This window comes from Promicromonospora sp. NPDC059942 (assembly GCF_042731755.1).
GTDB lineage: Bacteria > Actinomycetota > Actinomycetes > Actinomycetales > Cellulomonadaceae > Promicromonospora.
Map to the genome: position 1 here is coordinate 286,953 of NZ_JBHWLR010000007.1, position 16,853 is coordinate 303,805.

At 73.5% G+C, this 16,853-nt stretch carries 14 protein-coding genes; 7 read left to right on the forward strand and 7 right to left on the reverse strand.

The features are described from left to right. Nucleotides 1–179 precede the first annotated feature (179 nt). Nucleotides 180–452: a WhiB family transcriptional regulator gene (locus ACFV9Q_RS14125; protein WP_182620063.1), complete on the reverse strand. Its 273-nt coding sequence runs from the start codon at nucleotides 450–452 to the stop codon at nucleotides 180–182. 167 nt (nucleotides 453–619) lie between these two features. Between ACFV9Q_RS14125 and ACFV9Q_RS14130 the strand changes: the two genes are divergently transcribed. Then, a complete protein-coding gene (locus ACFV9Q_RS14130; protein WP_377234927.1) occupies nucleotides 620–2,665 on the forward strand; it encodes a cytochrome c oxidase assembly protein in 2,046 nt (681 codons plus the stop codon). Between the two features lie 48 nt (nucleotides 2,666–2,713). After that, nucleotides 2,714–4,891, forward strand: coding sequence for a prolyl oligopeptidase family serine peptidase (locus tag ACFV9Q_RS14135; RefSeq protein WP_377234928.1), 2,178 nt, complete (start codon nucleotides 2,714–2,716; stop codon nucleotides 4,889–4,891). Nucleotides 4,892–4,963: 72 nt separating this feature from the next. Here ACFV9Q_RS14135 and ACFV9Q_RS14140 read toward each other — a convergent pair whose 3' ends face one another. Both ACFV9Q_RS14140 and ACFV9Q_RS14145 read right to left on the reverse strand, forming a co-directional pair. After that, nucleotides 4,964–5,332, reverse strand: a complete 369-nt coding sequence (locus tag ACFV9Q_RS14140) for a hypothetical protein (protein ID WP_377234929.1) — start codon at nucleotides 5,330–5,332, stop codon at nucleotides 4,964–4,966. A 238-nt stretch (nucleotides 5,333–5,570) separates the two neighbouring features. Beyond that, complete coding sequence (locus ACFV9Q_RS14145; protein ID WP_377228183.1) at nucleotides 5,571–6,626, reverse strand: hypothetical protein; 1,056 nt, start codon at nucleotides 6,624–6,626, stop codon at nucleotides 5,571–5,573. Nucleotides 6,627–6,884: 258 nt separating this feature from the next. On the opposite strand from ACFV9Q_RS14145, the gene ACFV9Q_RS14150 reads away from it, so the two are divergent. Then, nucleotides 6,885–7,100: a hypothetical protein gene (locus ACFV9Q_RS14150; RefSeq protein WP_377228184.1), complete on the forward strand. Its 216-nt coding sequence runs from the start codon at nucleotides 6,885–6,887 to the stop codon at nucleotides 7,098–7,100. Nucleotides 7,101–7,110: 10 nt separating this feature from the next. Continuing rightward, on the forward strand, nucleotides 7,111–9,045 hold the full coding sequence (locus ACFV9Q_RS14155) for an NHL domain-containing thioredoxin family protein (protein ID WP_377234930.1): 1,935 nt from the start codon (nucleotides 7,111–7,113) through the stop codon (nucleotides 9,043–9,045). Between the two features lie 4 nt (nucleotides 9,046–9,049). On the opposite strand, the gene ACFV9Q_RS14160 is transcribed toward ACFV9Q_RS14155, so the two are convergent. Both ACFV9Q_RS14160 and ACFV9Q_RS14165 read right to left on the reverse strand, forming a co-directional pair. After that, nucleotides 9,050–9,694 (reverse strand): HAD family hydrolase, encoded by a 645-nt coding sequence (locus ACFV9Q_RS14160; protein WP_377234931.1) that lies wholly within the window; start codon nucleotides 9,692–9,694, stop codon nucleotides 9,050–9,052. 42 nt (nucleotides 9,695–9,736) lie between these two features. Further along, the gene (locus tag ACFV9Q_RS14165; protein WP_377228187.1) at nucleotides 9,737–10,222 is read right to left on the reverse strand and encodes a PTS glucose transporter subunit IIA; all 486 of its coding nucleotides are present in this window, start codon (nucleotides 10,220–10,222) and stop codon (nucleotides 9,737–9,739) included. 132 nt (nucleotides 10,223–10,354) lie between these two features. Here ACFV9Q_RS14165 and ptsP point away from each other — a divergent pair, with 132 nt between their 5' ends. The 3 genes from ptsP to ACFV9Q_RS14180 all read left to right on the forward strand — a co-directional run bounded on the left by ptsP (nucleotide 10,355) and on the right by ACFV9Q_RS14180 (nucleotide 14,391). Beyond that, on the forward strand, nucleotides 10,355–12,004 hold the full coding sequence (ptsP, locus tag ACFV9Q_RS14170) for a phosphoenolpyruvate--protein phosphotransferase (RefSeq protein ID WP_377234932.1): 1,650 nt from the start codon (nucleotides 10,355–10,357) through the stop codon (nucleotides 12,002–12,004). A gap of 58 nt (nucleotides 12,005–12,062) precedes the next feature. Then, a complete protein-coding gene (locus ACFV9Q_RS14175; protein WP_377234933.1) occupies nucleotides 12,063–12,941 on the forward strand; it encodes a sugar phosphate isomerase/epimerase family protein in 879 nt (292 codons plus the stop codon). A 316-nt stretch (nucleotides 12,942–13,257) separates the two neighbouring features. Beyond that, the gene (locus ACFV9Q_RS14180; RefSeq protein ID WP_377234934.1) at nucleotides 13,258–14,391 is read left to right on the forward strand and encodes a magnesium and cobalt transport protein CorA; all 1,134 of its coding nucleotides are present in this window, start codon (nucleotides 13,258–13,260) and stop codon (nucleotides 14,389–14,391) included. Between the two features lie 64 nt (nucleotides 14,392–14,455). Here ACFV9Q_RS14180 and ACFV9Q_RS14185 read toward each other — a convergent pair whose 3' ends face one another. Together ACFV9Q_RS14185 and ACFV9Q_RS14190 are read right to left on the reverse strand one after the other, a co-directional pair. After that, nucleotides 14,456–15,790, reverse strand: coding sequence for an MFS transporter (locus tag ACFV9Q_RS14185; protein ID WP_377234935.1), 1,335 nt, complete (start codon nucleotides 15,788–15,790; stop codon nucleotides 14,456–14,458). 81 nt (nucleotides 15,791–15,871) lie between these two features. After that, nucleotides 15,872–16,483 carry a TetR/AcrR family transcriptional regulator gene (locus ACFV9Q_RS14190; RefSeq protein ID WP_285106540.1) on the reverse strand — a complete coding sequence of 204 codons (612 nt, stop codon included), beginning with the start codon at nucleotides 16,481–16,483 and terminating at the stop codon, nucleotides 15,872–15,874. Between the last annotated feature and the right edge of the window lie 370 nt (nucleotides 16,484–16,853).

Below are 16,853 nucleotides of genomic sequence, written 5' to 3' on the forward strand. Positions count from 1 at the left end.
GTCTGACACGTTTCGCAGGCCCTTGCCCTGGAACGATCCAAGACGTGGCGCGGCCGGAGCAGTGCGCCTGCCCGGATCGGTCCGGGCGATCCGCGGTACGGGCGGGCGCACTGCTCCGACAGTCACGGCGGCCGGACTCGGCCGCCGTGCCCCGGGCGACGTCTGGTGCTACGCGGCCGTCACGCCACGCGCATGCCACCGATCGAGCGCGGGCGTCCACGACGACGCTTGCGGCTGCGTACGGTGCCGTCCACGACGATCTCTCCGCCCCACACGCCCCACGGCTCGCGGCGCGCGAGAGCGCCCGCCAGGCACTGCGCCTTGAGCGGGCAGGCGGCGCAGGCGCGCTTCGCCTCCTCGAGGTCCGCCGGATGCTCCGCGAACCAGAGCTCGGGCTGTTCCGAGCACGGCACGGAGTCGTCGGTCTCGGTGATGATGTTCGCGAGGTCCACACTGGTCACAACGCAGAAGAGGGCTAAAGGGTTGGGTTTGGTGCATAATCCCTCCCAACTTTTCCTGAATTTCTTCGAAAGTCCCGGTGGCGGTATGCCCGCGGTGTGGTCAACGGGATGCCCGCAGGCGGTCAGAACCGCTGCCCGGCGCGCCTAGGCTGGACCGTGTGACACCCACCGACGCCCGGAACGGGACGAGCAGAACCGCCCGGAAGAGCACCGAGAGCGGCCCGACCAGCCCCTCGTGGCTCGGCCTGGCCCTGCCGGTGGCAGGGCTCGTGGCGCTGGCCGCCCTCCTCGCGGCCGGCGCGTTCTCCGGGGCGTTCACCGCGTTCGCCAACTTCGCCGACCCGGGCGTGCTGGTGCGGTGGGGCGTGCCCGTCGCCACCGTGACCACCGAGCTGGCCGTGGCCGCGACCGTCGGTGCGCTGGCGCTGGCCGCCTGGGTGCTGCCGCGCGGGCCGCTCGTGGACCGCGCGATCGGGGTCGCGGGCGTCGCCGCCGGGGTGTGGACCGTCGCGGCGCTGGTGCAGCTCGTGCTGCGGTTCTCGTGGTCCACGTACCTGCCCCTGGACTCGCCGACGTTCGGCCCGGCCCTGATGGAGTACGTCTCGACCATCCCGGTGGGCCGTACCTACCTGGGCATCGTGATCGTCGCCGCGCTCACCGCGGCCGTCGCGCTCCTCGTGCGGGGCCCGGTGGGCGCCCTGTGCACGATGGCGCTGCCGCTGGTCGCCCTCGGCATGCAGTCCTCCACGGGCCACGCGGCCGGTGCGGCCAGCCACGACCTCGCGATCTCGGCCCTGTTCCTGCACCTGGGCGGCGCCGCCCTCTGGATCGGCGGGCTGGCCGCGATCGTCCTCGTCGGGCTGCGGTACGCCGCGACCGCCGACGTGATCCGGCGGTACTCCGCGATCGCGATCTGGTGCTTCGCCGCCGTCGCCGTCTCCGGCCTGGTCAGCGCCTGGATCCGGATCGGGTCGCTCGACCAGCTCGGCACCGACTACGGCATCCTGATCGTGGTCAAGGCCGTGCTGCTGATCGTGCTGGGCGGCCTGGGCTGGCTGCACCGCAGCACCGTCGTGGCGCGCCTGTCCGCCGGCACCACGCGGAACGTGGCGATCGGCCTGTTCTGGCGCCTCGCGGCGGTGGAGGTCGCCGTGATGGGCGCCGTGTCCGGCGTGGCGGTCGCCCTCGGCTCCACGGCGCCCCCCGTGCCCGACGACGCGATCACGGACCCGACCCCGGCCGAGATCGTCACCGGCCACCCGCTGCCGCCCGAGCCGACGGTGCTGCGGTGGCTCACCGAGTTCCAGTGGGACGTCATCGTGGCGTTCGCCTGCGCGGCCGCCCTCATCGTGTACGTCCGGTGGGCGCTCCGGCTGCGCAGGCGCGGCGACGCGTGGCCGGTGGGGCGCACCGTCTCCTGGTGCCTCGGCATCGTGACCCTCTTCTGGGCCACGAACGGCGGCGCGGCCGTCTACGGCCACGTGCTGTTCAGCGCGCACATGGTCCAGCACATGATCTTGGCCATGGTGGTGCCGATCTTCCTCGTGCTGGCCGCGCCGATCACGCTGCTCGCCCGGGCCGTCCCCGCACGCAAGGACGAGTCCCGGGGACCCCGCGAGTGGGTCCTGCTGCTGGTGCACTCGGCCTGGGGCCGCTTCCTCGCGAACCCGATCGTGGCCGCCGTCCTGTTCGCCGGCGGGATGATCGTCTTCTACTTCACGCCCCTGTTCGAGCTGGCCCTGACCACGTACGCGGGCCACCTGTGGATGATCCTGCACTTCACGCTCGTGGGGTATCTCTTCGCGAACGCGCTGATCGGCGTCGACCCGGGCCCGTCCCGGCCCGGCTACCCGATGCGCCTCGTGCTGCTGTTCGCCACCATGGCGTTCCACGCGTTCTTCGGCGTCACGCTGACGTCGGGCACGGCTCTGCTCGTCCCCGACTGGTTCGGGCTCATGGGCCGCCCGTGGGGACCGAGCGCGATCGTGGACCAGCAGAAGGGCGGCGCGGTCGCGTGGGGCATCGGCGAGCTGCCGACGCTGCTGCTCGCCGTCGGCGTCGCGATCTCCTGGACCAAGTCCGACGCGCGCGAGGCCCGGCGCACGGACCGCAAGGCGGAGCGGGACGGCGACGCCGAGCTGGAGGCGTACAACGAGATGCTCGCCAAGAAGGCGGAGGAGGCGGCGCGGCGCGGGGAGGGCTGACCGCGTAAATCCGTGCCCGGCCGCGTTCCGGCGTGATAGGACGGCCGCGTGAGCGAATCTCCGCAGAACCCGCAGACCCCGTTCCACGACCTCGACCGGTACGTGGCGATCCCGCGCCTCACCGGCCTCACCGCCAGTCCGGACGGCACCCGTCTCGTCGCCACCCTGCAGACGCTCGACGGTGAGCGCACGGCCTACCGGACCGCCCTCTGGGAGGTGGACCCGGCGGGCGAGGCACCGGCACGGCGGCTGACCCGGTCCGCGAAGGGCGAGTCGTCCGCCGTGTTCACGCGGTCCGGCGACGTCCTGTTCACCTCGGCCCGGCCCGACCCCGACGGCAAGGACGCCGACGAGCCCCGGTCGGCCCTCTGGCTCCTGCCGGCGGGCGGCGGCGAGGCCCGCGTGATCGCGTCCCCGCAGAGCGGCGTCTCCGGCCCGCTCGCGGCGCGGGACGCCGACACGGTGAGCGTCGGCGCGAGCCTCCTGCCCTCCGCGAAGGACCTGGCGCAGGACGCCGAGCTCCGCAAGGCCCGCAAGGACCAGAAGGTCTCGGCGATCCTGCACAGCGGTTACCCCGTGCGGCTGTGGGACCACGACCTGGGCCCGGATCAGGAGCGTCGTCTGGTGGGCGACCTCGCGTCGCTCGTGGACGAGCCGGCGGCGCCGCTGCCGAAGGCCCCGCGTGCCGAGGGCGCCGCGCCGGCGGCCGACGAGGCGACGCCGGGCAAGCACCTCGACCTGCGTGACCTCACCGGTGCGGGCAAGCACCTGACGGACCACGCCGCGGACCTGTCCGCCGACGGCAGGACCCTCGTCACCACCTGGAGCGTGAGCGACCCCGGCGCGGCCGTGCGCGGCACCCTGGTCGTGCACGACACCGCCACCGGCGAGCGGCGCGTCCTGGTGGACGACCCGGACGCCGACACCGGCGCGCCGCGCATCTCGCCCGACGGCGCCTGGGTGGCCTACGTGACCGAGTCGATCTCGTCCCCGGACGAGGCGCCCGTGGTCCGCCTCGCCCTCGTGCCGACGGACGGCTCCGCGGAGCCGGTGGTCCTCGCGGACGACTGGGACCGCTGGCCCGGCCGCCCCACCTGGCTCCCGGACGGCAGCGGCCTGCTGGTCCAGGCGGACGACGACGGCCGGGGCCCGGTCTTCCTGCTCACGTTCTCGGGGGCGCTGCCCGGCGCCAACGTGGTCGTCGAGAAGGTGACGTCGGACGACGCCGTCTTCTCCGACCTGAACGTCACCCCCGACGGCGCGACCCTCTTCGCCCTGCGCAGCTCCTACGCGGCGCCCGCCGAGCCGGTCCGCGTCGACCTCGCGGCGTTCGTCGCGTCCGGTTCCGCGGGGGAGCGGACGCCGGTCGCGGCGACCCTGCTGCGCTCGCCGGTGCCGGCCCCGGCCCTGCCGGGCACCCTGACCGAGGTCGAGACCACCGCCGAGGACGGCACGCGCGTGCGCGCCTGGCTGGCGCTGCCCGCCGACGTCGGCCCGGACGCCAAGGCCCCGCTCCTGCTGTGGATCCACGGCGGACCGCTGGGCTCCTGGAACGCGTGGAGCTGGCGCTGGAACCCGTGGCTGATGGTCGCCCAGGGCTACGCCGTGCTGCTGCCGGACCCCGCGCTGTCGACCGGGTACGGCCAGGAGTTCGTGCAGCGCGGCTGGGGTGCCTGGGGCGGGGCGCCGTTCACGGACCTCATGGCGATCACGGACGCCGCGGAGGCGCTGCCCGAGATCGACGAGACCCGCACGGCCGCGATGGGCGGCTCGTTCGGCGGCTACATGGCCAACTGGGTGGCCGGGCACACCGACCGGTTCCAGGCCGTCGTGACGCACGCGAGCCTGTGGGCGCTGGACCAGTTCGGCCCCACCACGGACGCCTCGTTCTACTGGGCGCGCGAGATGACGCCCGAGATGGCGCTGGAGAACAGCCCGCACCTGTCGGTGGGCGAGATCCGCACCCCGATGCTCGTGATCCACGGCGACAAGGACTACCGCGTCCCGGTGGGCGAGGGCCTGCGCCTGTGGTTCGAGCTGCTCACGAAGTCGGGCCTCCCGGCGTCCGACGACGGCGAGACGGTGCACCGGTTCCTGTACTACCCGGACGAGAACCACTGGATCCTGACCCCGCAGAACGCCAAGGTCTGGTACCAGGTGGTCTCGGCGTTCCTCGCCGAGCGGGTGCTCGGGGAGACGCCCGAGCTACCGGCGACGCTCGGCTGACCGAGCGTTGCGCCGGGGTGGAGCGGGCGCTCGGCGTCCGCTCTGCTCCGGCGCCCGGGCCGGTTCCGGGTGTCAGCCCGCCCGGACGGCGCCGACGACGCGCACGCGCACCGCGACGTCGTTGATCTCCTCGGGGATCTTGTCCACGAGACGGGCGTCCGTCACGTTGACCTGCAGCACCCAGCTACCGCCGGGTCCTGCCACCTGCTCGACAAGCTCGTCCTCGGAGAGAACTTCGACCGGCGACCTGCCGGACGTGCCGGGCTGTGCTTGCTTTCGAGCGGGGTGCTCACGTGGTGGCTGGCTGATTGACGCCGTGAACTCTGGGGCGACGCCAACCCCGATCACACCGTCGAGCCCAGTCACTTTTTCCCGCAATGCGGCTTTTGCCGACCGAGCCTCGTCGAGTGTTGCCATCCCGATCACCTCCTGGTCATCCATTGTGTCCCCCGTGTCTACCCCCTTCCACCGGGACCGAAAGGGCCTGCGGGACCCACTTCGGCACCTCGGACAGCGCCGCAGGTCAGCCGGGTTGTAGGCCGCGACGCGCCGCGCCGACACGCCCATCGCGCCGATCGCCGATCGCGACACGCCCGGCGGGGGAAACGCTGGTGCGCATGCCGAACATCACCCGAGGGCTCCCGGGCCCGCCCCGGGTGGAGGCAGGCCGTCGCGGACCTCATGCGAACGGATGGGCCTGCTCCCTCGCCAGCTCCACACCCAGTATCTCAAGGACCTGGTCGATCGGGTTGGCGTACGTGAGCCCCTTCCCGCTGCGGCCGCCCGACTCGGACCCGGCGAAGAGCAGACCGATGGCCACGCCGTCCTCCCGGTAGACGAGCGCGCCCGAGTCCCCGCCCCGGGAGAACGGCCCGTCGTCGAGGCACTCGATCTCGATCTGGTCGTCGAAGGTGAGGGCGCCGAGGTCCTCGTAGCCGACGATGACGTCGTCCAGCTCGATGGCCGTGACCCGCCCGCGCGTGGTCGCCGTGGTCCGGCCCACCTTGCCGACGATCTCGCCGCCCAGGGCGCGGGCGGTCTTGACCACGCGCCCGACGGGGTAGTCGAAGCTGACCGGGACCCGGTCGAGGCGCGCGATCGCGGCGTCCGTGTACGACGGCTCGGCAGAGTCCAGGTCCACCACCTGCGTGAGCTCGCCGATCCGGTCGCCGGGCGCCAGCCCGCCGTCCGCCGGCCCCGGCTGCAGGACGACGTCGCCGGGCCGCGCCTCGGGCGAGCCGGCCAGCACGTGGTAGTTCGACAGTGCGTACAGGTGGCCGTCGCCGGGCACGGCGCGGGTCACGAAGGCACCGAGCGTGCCCGCCGTGACGCCCACGTGGCCGATGGAGATGCCCGGCCGCAGCGGACGGCGCCGGTCGGTGTCGCCGTCCGCCTGCGACGTCGGCGCGGGCGGACGCGGGCCGAGCTCGCTCACCGGGCGGATGCGACCGGTGCGGCGGATGTCGGCGGTGGGCCCGATCTCCGCCGAGACCTTGCGCACGATCGAGCGGGCCCGGGGCATACCGAGCCGGTAGCGGACGGCGATGCCGAACTCGCCGTCGGCCTGCGGCACCAGACCCAGCGCCAGGGTGGGCGCCCGCACGGCGTCCGCGGCGTCGGCCTCCGTCTGGGCACCGGGCGACCGCGGTGTCGCCACGGCCCCGTGCTTCTCGGCTAGCTCTCGGGCGAAGGCTGTGAGCTGCTCCTTCATCTTCCTGGCCTGGTCGCGGTCCATGCCCTGATCCTCTCCTCACCCACCAACACGACACGGCAGCAAGTTGGCGACACGCCGATCTGCCCGGGAAAGTCATCCGATAGACGGATATCGCGCTGCCAGGTTTGCGCGGTACGTTCCTCTGCTACACCCAACCATGGCCGGGTGAAAGCCAGGAAGCCCCGAGGTGTCACAAAAGATCCTCGGCAGCCTCTTGAAACGTTGGCGGCGTCCGCTTCGGACGCCGAAGGACACGAAACGGCGAGAATGATCGGGACGATGGACGAGACGCGGAGCGCGCGGGTGACCCGCGCCGACGTGCGGGAGGCCCTCATGTGGGCCCTCGAGCGGGACCGCGCTGCCCTGCTCGCGCACCGTGCGGCCGTGCACTCCAGCAAGAGCGAGCTCACCCGCCGCCGGGCCGACAAGGCGCTCGTCGAGCAGTGGCGTGCCCGCAGGGCGGACGGCGGCAAGGACGCCGCGCCCCGGGAGTGACAATGGGCCGGTGAGCGCCACCGTCCAGAACTTTCCCCGGGTCCGTGCGTCCGAGCTCGTCGGGCGCGGCTGGCTGAACACCGGCGGCCGTACCGTCACGCTCTCCGAGCTGCGCGGCAAGGTCGTGGTGCTCGACTTCTGGACCTTCTGCTGCATCAACTGCCTGCACGTCCTGGACGAGCTGCGCGAGGTCGAGGAGCGGCACCGCGACGAGCTCGTGATCATCGGCGTGCACTCGCCCAAGTTCGAGCACGAGGCCGACCCCGACGCGCTCGCGGCCGCCGTCGAGCGGTACGAGGTGCGCCACCCCGTGCTCGACGACCCCGAGCTGGTCACCTGGGGCGCGTACACCGCGCGGGCCTGGCCCACGCTCGTGGTCATCGACCCCGAGGGCTACATCGTGGCGCAGATGGCGGGGGAGGGGCACGGCTCCGCCATCGCGGCGCTCGTCGACGATCTCGTCGCCGAGCACTCGCTGAAGGGCACGCTGCACCGCGGCTCGGGTCCGTACGTGCCGCCCGCCCCGGCGTCGGGCACGCTGCGCTTCCCCGCCAAGGCGCTCGCCCTGCCGAACGGCAACCTCCTGGTCGCGGACGCCGGGCACCACTCCCTCGCGGAGCTCGCGCCCGACGGCGAGACGCTGGTGCGGCGCATCGGTTCGGGCGACCGCGGCCTGGTGGACGGCGGGCCCGACGAGGCGCGGTTCTCGGAGCCGAACGGGCTGTGCCTGGTGCCCGCGGACCTGACCGCGAGCCTCGGGTACGACGTCGTCGTCGCCGACACGGTCAACCACGCCCTGCGCGGCGTGCGGCTCTCGGACGGTGCCGTGTACACGGTCGCGGGTACGGGGCAGCAGTTCATGGTGGGCGGCCAGGAGAACGTGGCCGGCACGGTCGGCGCGTTCGACACCGAGGACGCGTACGACGCGCTGAGCGTCCGGCTGTCCTCGCCGTGGGACGTGGAGTGGTCCGCCGAGCGCGGCGTGTTCGTCGTCGCGATGGCCGGGAACCACACCCTGTGGGACTTCCACCCCGGCCCGCACCTCGACCAGGTCTCGCTGCTCGCGGGCACCATGAACGAGGGCCTGGAGGACGGCCCCGGCGAGGGCGCATGGTTCGCGCAGCCCTCGGGTCTCGCGGCCGCGGCCGACGGCGCGCTGTGGCTCGCCGACGCCGAGACCTCCGCCCTGCGCCGCGTGGTGCCGGTGAGCGAGACCGAGGTGACCCTCGAGACCGTCGTCGGCCAGGGACTCTTCGACTTCGGGCACCGCGACGGCGCCGCCGGCCAGGCCCTGCTGCAGCACCCGCTCGGCGTGGCGGTGCTGCCGGACGGCAGCGTCGTCGTCGCCGACACCTATAACGGCGCCGTGCGCCGGTACGACCCGGTCTCCGGCGAGGTGACGACCCTGGCGAAGGACCTGGCGGAGCCGTCGGACGTGCTGGTCGAGGTCGCGGACGACGCCGTGCACCTGCTCGTCGTGGAGTCGGCCGCGCACCGGCTCACGCGGGTGGCGCTCCCGGCGGGCCTCGCGGGCGAGGTGCTCGACGCCGGCGCGCACAAGGTCGCCCGGCCCGCCACCGACGTGGCCGCGGGTGCGCTCCGGCTCGATGTGCCGTTCGCGCCCGCCCCGGGCCAGAAGCTCGACGACCGCTGGGGCCCGTCGACGTCGCTCCAGGTCAGCGCGACCCCGCCGGAGCTGCTGCTGTCGGGGGCGGGGAACGGGACGGACCTGTTCCGGGACCTGGTGATCAACCCCGAGGTGGCCGAGGGCATCCTGCACGTGACCGCGAAGGCGGCGTCGTGCGACCAGGTGCCGCTGCTGCCGAACGGCGAGCCGGACCCCGACGTCTTCCCGGCCTGCCACCTGGCCCAGCAGGACTGGGGCGTCCCGGTCCGCGTGGCGTCGGACGGCTCCGCGGAGCTGACCCTGCCGCTCCGCGGCTGACGAGTCAGCTCGCGAGCACCGCCGGCAGCTCGGTCAGCGAGTCGATCACGGTCGTGCGCGCGGCCTCGGGGCGCAGCGCGTGCAGGTAGCCCCACGGGCCGCGGCGGAGCAGGATCGGCCGCATCCCGGCGTCGGCGGCGGGGAGCACGTCGTTGTCGAGGCGGTCGCCCACGTAGGCGATCTCCTCCGGCGCGACGCCGGACAGCTCCGCGACCTTGACGAAGAACTCCGGCTCCGGCTTCTGGACGCCCCACTCGTCCGAGGTGCGGATCGCGCTCGCCGGCAGGTCCATCGCCTCCAGCGCGGCGCGCGCCTCGGGCGGCTGGTTCCCCGCGATCACGACGTCGAAGCCGGCCTCCCGCAGCGCGGCGAGCGCGGGGCGGACGTCGGGGTAGAGGTCGTCGGCGTCGAACCCGGTGCGCAGCCCGTCCGGGTCGTCGAGCGCCCAGGCGGCGGTCTCGGCCTGGAAGTCCAGCCCGGGCCGCAGCAGCTCGAACGCCTCTCGGTGCGACAGGTCGAGGGCGGCGCAGCCGCCGAGCACACCGAGGAACGTGAGCGGCGGGACGCCGAGCCGCTCGGCCCAGCGCAGCCAGATCCGGGACTCGTCGATCAGGGTCTCGCCGACGTCGAACACCACGGTGCGCACCATGGCCCCGACCCTAGGTCACACGCGGGGCGCGGGGCAGGCGCGTCACGCCAGGCGGAACAGCGGGTCGCCCGCCCGGACGACGGCGCCCGGGCGGACCAGCTCGTCCAGCCCGTCGGTTCCCAGGTCCAGGGCGACGACGGGCACCAGGGGCGACCGGCCGCCGTCCGCCACCGTGGTCGGGGACCAGACGACGAGCTCCTGGCCCGCCGTGACCGTGTCGCCCTCCTCGACCAGCAGCGTGAAGCCCTCGCCCTTGAGCTGGACGGTGTCGATGCCGAGGTGCACGAGGACGCCCCGGCCCCCGGCGGGCTCGGCGCCCGCGGACGGCGCCAGCAGCACGAAGGCGTGCGGGTGCAGCTTGACCACGACGCCGGCGCACGGCGCCACGACGCGCCCGCCGGTCTCGGCGTCGGGCTCGACCGCCAGACCCGGGCCGACGATGCTCTCCGCGAAGACGGGATCCGGTACGTCGCGCATCGCGACCACCCGTCCGGCGACGGGAGATCCGACGTTCAGGGCCTCGGCCATGCGGTCATCTTGTCAGAACGTCGGACCCGGCGATCGTCGGACCGCCGCACCCGGCGACCGGGCCTCGCTCGGCCCGTCCGTCGCGTGTAACGTTCCGAGGACACTCGACGACGAGCCCGAGGGAGCGTACGGATGACGAGCGAGAGGCTCACGGGAGTCCCGGCGAGCCCGGGCCGGGCGGTGGGAACCGTGGTCCGGATGCCGGCCCGGGTGCCCGAGCCGAGCACGAGCCGCCTGTCGGGTTCCGCGGACGACGCCGTCCGCGCCGTCGAGGACGCCGCAGCCCGGGTGGAGGCCGATCTCGCGGAGCGCGCGGGCCGCGCGTCGGGCACCGCGGCCGACGTCCTCGCGGTCACCGCCGCCATGGCCGCCGACCCGACCCTCGCCGCCGCCGCGGCCCGCCGCGTCCGCGACGACCACCTCACGCCGGAGCGTGCCGTGTGGGACGCCGCCGGGGCGGTGGCGTCCCAGCTCGAGACGCTCGGCCCGCCCCTGTCGGAGCGTGCCCGGGACGTGCGCGACGTGCGCGACCGCATCGTCGCCGCGCTCACCGGCGCCGCCCCGCCCGGCGTGCCCGACCCGGGGCACCCGTTCGTGCTCGTCGCGAGCGACCTCGCCCCCGCCGACACCGCGATGCTTGACCCCGCCGTGGTCACCGCGATCGTCACGGCGCGCGGCGGCCCCACCTCGCACATGGCCATCCTCGCGCGCGCCCTCGGCATCCCGGCCGTCGTCGCGCTGCCCGGGGCGAACGACCTCGTGGCCGGCGAGGAGCTGGTGGTCGACGGCACGCTCGGCACGGTCCTGCGCGCCCCGTCCGCCGACGACGTCGCCGGCGCCCGGCGCCGGGTCACCGCCGCCACGTTCGACGGCCGGGGCGTGACCCGCGACGGGTCCGAGGTGGAGCTCGTGGCGAACGTCGCCGACCCGGCGGCGGCCGAGGCCGCCGCGGCCGCGGGCGCGCGCGGCGTCGGCCTGTTCCGTACCGAGTTCTGCTTCCTGGGCCGGGGCGAGGAGCCCAGCGTCGAGGAACAGGTGACCGCCTACCGGGCGGTGCTGTCCCACTTCCCGGGCCGCCGGGTGGTGGTCCGCACGCTCGACGCGGGCGCCGACAAGCCCCTGCGGTTCCTCACGCCGGACCACGAGGACAACCCGGCGCTCGGCGTGCGCGGGCTGCGCACCGCCGTCGCGCACCCGGACGTGCTGGACCGGCAGCTCGACGCGATCGCCCGGGCCGCCGCCGCGGAGACCGCCGAGGTCTGGGTGATGGCGCCGATGGTCGCGACCGTGGACGAGTCCCGCGACTTCGCGGCGGCGTGCGCGGCGCACGGCCTGGAGCAGCCGGGGATCATGATCGAGACGCCGGCCGCCGCGCTGCAGGCGCGGCACCTGCTGGCCGAGGTGTCGTTCGCGAGCCTGGGCACCAACGACCTCACGCAGTACACGATGGCGGCCGACCGGGACCTGGCCGGGGTGGCCGTCCTGTCGACCCCGTGGCAGCCCGCCGTCCTCGAGCTGGTCCGGGTGGCGAGCGAGGGCGGGGCGTTGCATGGTGCTCCGGTGGGGGTGTGCGGCGAGGCCGCGGCCGAACCACTTCTTGCGCCCGTCCTCGTGGGACTGGGCGTAACGTCGTTGTCCATGACACCTCGTGCTCTGGCGGACGTCGCGGGTACCCTCGCTGGCGTGTCCCGTGACGAGTGCGTGGAGCTCGCAGGGGCCGTCCTCGAGTGCTCGACCGCCCAGGCGGCGCGCGACCTGGCGCGAGAACGTCTCCTCACGTGAACCTCATCTGAACCCCACGGTCACATCTCAGTTACGAAGGCGCTTTAAGGTGGCCCGCATGCCCGAACCGATCCGGACCGAACCGCAGGAGCCCGCCGCACCCGACGTGCAGGTCACGCTCTCGACGGCGTCGGTCTTCCCTCGCCGTGTGCCGCTGGCCTTCGAGGCCGCGGCCGAGCTCGGCTACGACGGCATCGAGGTGATGATCTGGTCGGAGGAGGTCACCCAGAACCCGCGCTCGCTCGCGAAGCTCGCCGCCGACAACGGCGTCCCGGTGCGCTCGGTGCACGCGCCGACGCTGCTGGTGAGCCAGCGGGTCTGGGGCCGGTCCCCGGACGCGAAGCTGGAGCGGACCACGGAGATGGCGCTGGAGCTCGGCGCGGGCACGGTCGTGGTGCACCCGCCGTTCCGCTGGCAGTACAAGTACGCGCGGCAGTTCCAGGACCAGGTGCGCGAGCTGAGCGAGACCACCGGCGTCACGATCGCCGTCGAGAACATGTACCCCTGGCGGGGTGGCCGGCGCGAGTTCCAGGCCTACCTGCCCGGCTGGGACCCCGCCGAGCACGACTACGACTACGTGACCCTCGACCTGTCGCACGCGAGCGTGGCCCAGCAGGACGCGCTCACCCTGCTGCACACGTTCGGCGACCGGCTGCGGCACGTGCACCTCGCCGACGGCAACCACGGCGCGCGGGACGAGCACCTGGTCCCGGGCCGCGGCAGCATGCACGCCGAGAAGGTGCTGCAGGAGCTGGTGGCGCGCCGCTGGAGCGGCGACGTCTGCGTGGAGATCTCCACCCGCGCGGCGCGCACGGCCGCCGAGCGGCACGACGACCTGGCCGCCTCGCTGCAGTTCGCGCGGGCCTACCTGTCGCCCACGCCGCACGAGTTCCACACCCCGCCGGGGCCGCACCACCGCGAGCACGACGCCTGGTGACGAGCTGCTGTGACCTTGCTCTCGAACTGTTTCGATCCTGAGGGGCGGCGGGGCTAGACTGGCCCCCGTCGAGAAGGTACTGGTGCGGCGGACCGCCGCAGGACGAAGGAGGTGGCGCGCATGACCCGTAGCGAGCCTCCGAGTAGTCCGAACCGCAGCTAGCTGACGGTTCCCCTGCCCGCGTGTCCGCGGGTCCCTGCGCACCGGTGCGCTCCGCCCCCTGTCGGGGCGTGAGGTCCACCGGTCCCCGGCCGTCCGCTGCTGCGGTGTGCGTTCGCAGTCCTTTTTCCTGCGCTCGACCCCCAGGAGTACCCCCATGGCCACGTTCCTGCCCTCCCGCCCTGCCCGTCCGCTGCTCGGCGCGCTGCGCCAGCGCCGCACCGTCGGCGTGCCCGACGTCGCCCCGCGCCCCGTCGCCCCCGAGCCGCGCTCCGCGGTGGTCGCCGCCGCGATCTACGACGACGGCGTCCGCACCGCCGGCTACGACAACCTCGCCGAGACCTTCAGCGCGCTCCGGTCCCGCCCTGGCGGCATGGCCTGGATCGGGCTGGAGCGCCCCGAGGAGACCGAGCTGACGTCGCTCGCGCGCGAGTTCGACCTGCACCCGCTCGCCATCGAGGACGCCATCCAGGCGCACCAGCGCCCCAAGATCGAGCGCTACGGCGACACCCTGTTCGTCGTCCTGCGCGCCGCGCGCTACCTGGACGACGCCGAGGAGGTCGAGTTCGGCGAGCTGCACGTGTTCGTGGGCCCCGACTTCGTGGTGACCGTGCGGCACGGCGCCTCGCCCGACCTCGCCGCGGTGCGCATGCGCCTGGAGGCGGACCCCGAGATGCTCGCGCGCGGCCCCGAGGCGGTGCTCTACGCCATCCTCGACAGCGTCGTGGACGGGTACGCGCCGGTCGTCGCCGGGCTGGACCACGACATCGACGAGATCGAGTCCGACGTCTGGGGCGGTGCGCCCGACGTGTCGCGGCGCGTCTACGAGCTGTCCCGCGAGGTGCTCGACTTCCAGCGGGCCGTGCGGCCGGAGCAGGCGCTGTGCGCCTCGCTCGCCAAGGGCGCCGACAAGTACGGCGTGGACCCGGAGCTGCAGGCCTACCTGCGCGACGTCGCGGACCACCTCACCGAGGCAGCCGACCGGATCGAGGTCTTCCGCGCCGCGCTGCGCGACATCCTGACCGTGGCCGCGACGCTCGTCGCGCAGCGGCAGAACGAGGAGATGAAGCACCTCTCCGAGGTCAGCATCCGCCAGGGCGAGGAGGTCAAGAAGATCTCCGGCTGGGCGGCCATCCTGTTCGCCCCGACCCTCGTGGGCACCGTCTACGGCATGAACTTCGACTCCATGCCGGAGCTGGGCTGGGCGTGGGGGTACCCGGCGGCGCTGGTCGCGATGCTTGCCGTGAGCGTGGGCCTGTTCGGCGTCTTCCGCTGGAAGCGCTGGATCTGACCGGCTGCGCGGGGGCCGGGCCTGCCGGCCCGGCCGCGGCCCGGCGTCCGGCTCCGGCTCCCGGTCAGGCGGGGTCGAGGGTCTCCGGGTCGGGCAGACCGGCGATGTACTTGTGCCCGACGACGGCGACGACCAGGCCGGCCGCCGCCCCGACGAGCAGCGGGGTGCTGTAGCCCGAACGGGCCAGCAGTCCGCCGAGGAGCGAGCCGAGCGGCATCGCGCCCCACAGGGCGGTGCGCCAGGTGCCGTGCACCCGGCCGAGCAGGTGGTTCGGCACCGCGGCCTGACGCAGGGACATGACCAGCACGTTCCACGTCGTCGTGCAGCCGAACGAGACGAAGATCGCGATGGCGCCCACCCAGACCAGCGGGAACGCGCCGGCCAGGAACCAGGCGCCGAGCCCGACGGCGTTCGCGACCGCCATCACGGGTCCCGTCCGGAAGCGCGCCTTGAGCCGGCCCGTGATCGCCGCGGCGGTCAGGGCGCCCAGCGCACCGGCCAGCATGAAGGTGCCGTACCAAGCCTCGGGCACGTCGAGCCGCTCCAGGATGAACAGCACCAGCGTGGACGTGATGGCGGCGTGGCAGATGCCGATGAGCACGCTCACGATCCACAGCGGCCGCAGCATGGCGCTGGCCCAGATGAACCGGAAGCCCGCGACGAGCTCGGTCCGCCAGCCGGCGGCGGGGGCGGGCTCGCTGTCTCGGTCCGGCTCGGTGGCCGTCGGCTCGTCCGGCGTCGGCGCGGCGACCGGCTCCGCGCGGCGCCGCCGCGCGGCGATCCCGGACGCGACGGCGGGCAGCGCCAGCGCCAGCCCGCCGGCCACCGCGTACGCGGCGGCGTTCAGCCCGAGCGCCCAGGCCGCGGAGAACGCGAGCAGCCAGGACGTGAGCGGCTGGGAGAGGAACTGCTGCACCACGATCTCGGTGGCCTCGATGCGCGAGTTCGCGCGCGGCAGGTCGCCGCGGCCCACGAGGGACGGGACCACGGCGCGGATGGCGCCGTCGTACACCGTCTCCAGCACGCCGTACAGGAGCACCACGAGCAGGAGCCACCAGATGGTGAGCGCGCCCGCGAGGTGCAGGGCGAGGAGGCCGCCAGCCACCAGCGCGCGGACCCCGCCCGCCAGGGCGAGGGCGAGCCGGCGGTCGATCCGGTCCACGAGCACGCCGGCCGGGATGGCGAACAGGAGCCAGGGCAGCAGCGCGGCGACCGCCACGAGGGACACGAGCAGCGGGTCGTTCGTGAGCTGCGCGGCCAGCAGCGGCGCGGCGACGCGCGCGATGCCGTCGCCCAGGCTCGAGCTGAGGTTGGCGGCGACGACCCGGGTGAACGCGCCGCCGAGCGGCGCCGGCCGCATCGCGGGCGCGGGTTCGGAGCTCACGGCGGGAGAGGACACGGGCCCGAGGCTACCGCGTCGACGGCAGAGGTTTTCACCCGAAATGCCGACAGCGAAGGTTCCCGACGGGGGCCCGGACGACTAAGCGGGTACGCGCTCCGGCACCCGCGCCCCGACGGCGCGGAGCACGAACGACTCGGCGGCGCGGATCGTGCGCTCGCGCGCCACGGGCTCGTCCGGGATGAGGCGCCCCGACAGGCAGGCGTTGACCAGGTGCACCGTGGGCTCGATGTCCTGGGGCGGGAACGTCCCCGCCTCGATCCCGGCGGTGAGGATCCGGCGCAGGATCGCCTCGACGATGTCGGCGTGCTCCCGCAGGCGCTGCTGCGTGGCACGGGACAGGACCGTCCGCAGGTCCGGGCCGGGGGCGAGGTGGAAGACGCGGGTGAGCTGAGCCTGCTGGCGGATGTAGGTACGCAGCTGTTCCACGGGGTCGCTCACACCGTCCAGCGCGCGCTCCAGCGTGTGGGCGTACTGCTCCGTCTCGTGCGTGATGAACCCGAGGAGCAGCGCTTCCTTGTCGTGGAAGTGGTTGTAGACAGCGGTGCGGCCGACGTTCGCCGCGGCGGCGATGTCGGCCAGCGTGATGGTGTCGAACCCGCGCTCCGCCATGAGGGTGGACAGAGCGGTGAACAGCTTGTGCCTCGTCATCTGGCGGTGCTCGTGCAGGCTCTTGCCGATGATCTTGGGCATGCTGACATCATATGCCCGCCTCGTCAGTAACTGGAACGCGGGATCGGAGGCGCATGCCGCCCGCGCGCGTATTCATCCGACAGATGCCGTTAAGTCTTGATAGATCTCGTTTGTATGCACCGACACGGCGATATTGATGATTTTGCACTGAGACTCAGTCGCCCGGAAATGCCGATGAAGTGCCCGAGGCGATGCCGCGGAATTACGCCGTCCGTTGCCCTAATTGCATGAGCCCTTCGTCACGAGTGTGTTTCCTCTCTGTAACACGCCTGCATCATGGGCGAAAGTGCCCGGCAGTAAGGTGCCCGCATGACATTTCTGGCGGGTGTGATTCCAGCGGAACACGCCTCGGGTCACCTTCTGATCCTGC

What these genes read in the sequence shown, in the direction of transcription:
- ACFV9Q_RS14140 (WP_377234929.1), bottom strand. Translation starts at nt 5,332, where the DNA reads ATGGATGACCAGGAGGTGATCGGGATGGCAACACTCGACGAGGCTCGG.
- ACFV9Q_RS14160 (WP_377234931.1), bottom strand. Translation starts at nt 9,694, where the DNA reads ATGGTGCGCACCGTGGTGTTCGACGTCGGCGAGACCCTGATCGACGAG.
- ACFV9Q_RS14175 (WP_377234933.1), top strand. Translation starts at nt 12,063, where the DNA reads ATGCCCGAACCGATCCGGACCGAACCGCAGGAGCCCGCCGCACCCGAC.
- ACFV9Q_RS14190 (WP_285106540.1), bottom strand. Translation starts at nt 16,483, where the DNA reads ATGCCCAAGATCATCGGCAAGAGCCTGCACGAGCACCGCCAGATGACG.
- ACFV9Q_RS14180 (WP_377234934.1), top strand. Translation starts at nt 13,258, where the DNA reads ATGGCCACGTTCCTGCCCTCCCGCCCTGCCCGTCCGCTGCTCGGCGCG.
- ACFV9Q_RS14150 (WP_377228184.1), top strand. Translation starts at nt 6,885, where the DNA reads ATGGACGAGACGCGGAGCGCGCGGGTGACCCGCGCCGACGTGCGGGAG.
- ACFV9Q_RS14145 (WP_377228183.1), bottom strand. Translation starts at nt 6,626, where the DNA reads ATGGACCGCGACCAGGCCAGGAAGATGAAGGAGCAGCTCACAGCCTTC.
- ptsP (WP_377234932.1), top strand. Translation starts at nt 10,355, where the DNA reads ATGACGAGCGAGAGGCTCACGGGAGTCCCGGCGAGCCCGGGCCGGGCG.
- ACFV9Q_RS14165 (WP_377228187.1), bottom strand. Translation starts at nt 10,222, where the DNA reads ATGGCCGAGGCCCTGAACGTCGGATCTCCCGTCGCCGGACGGGTGGTC.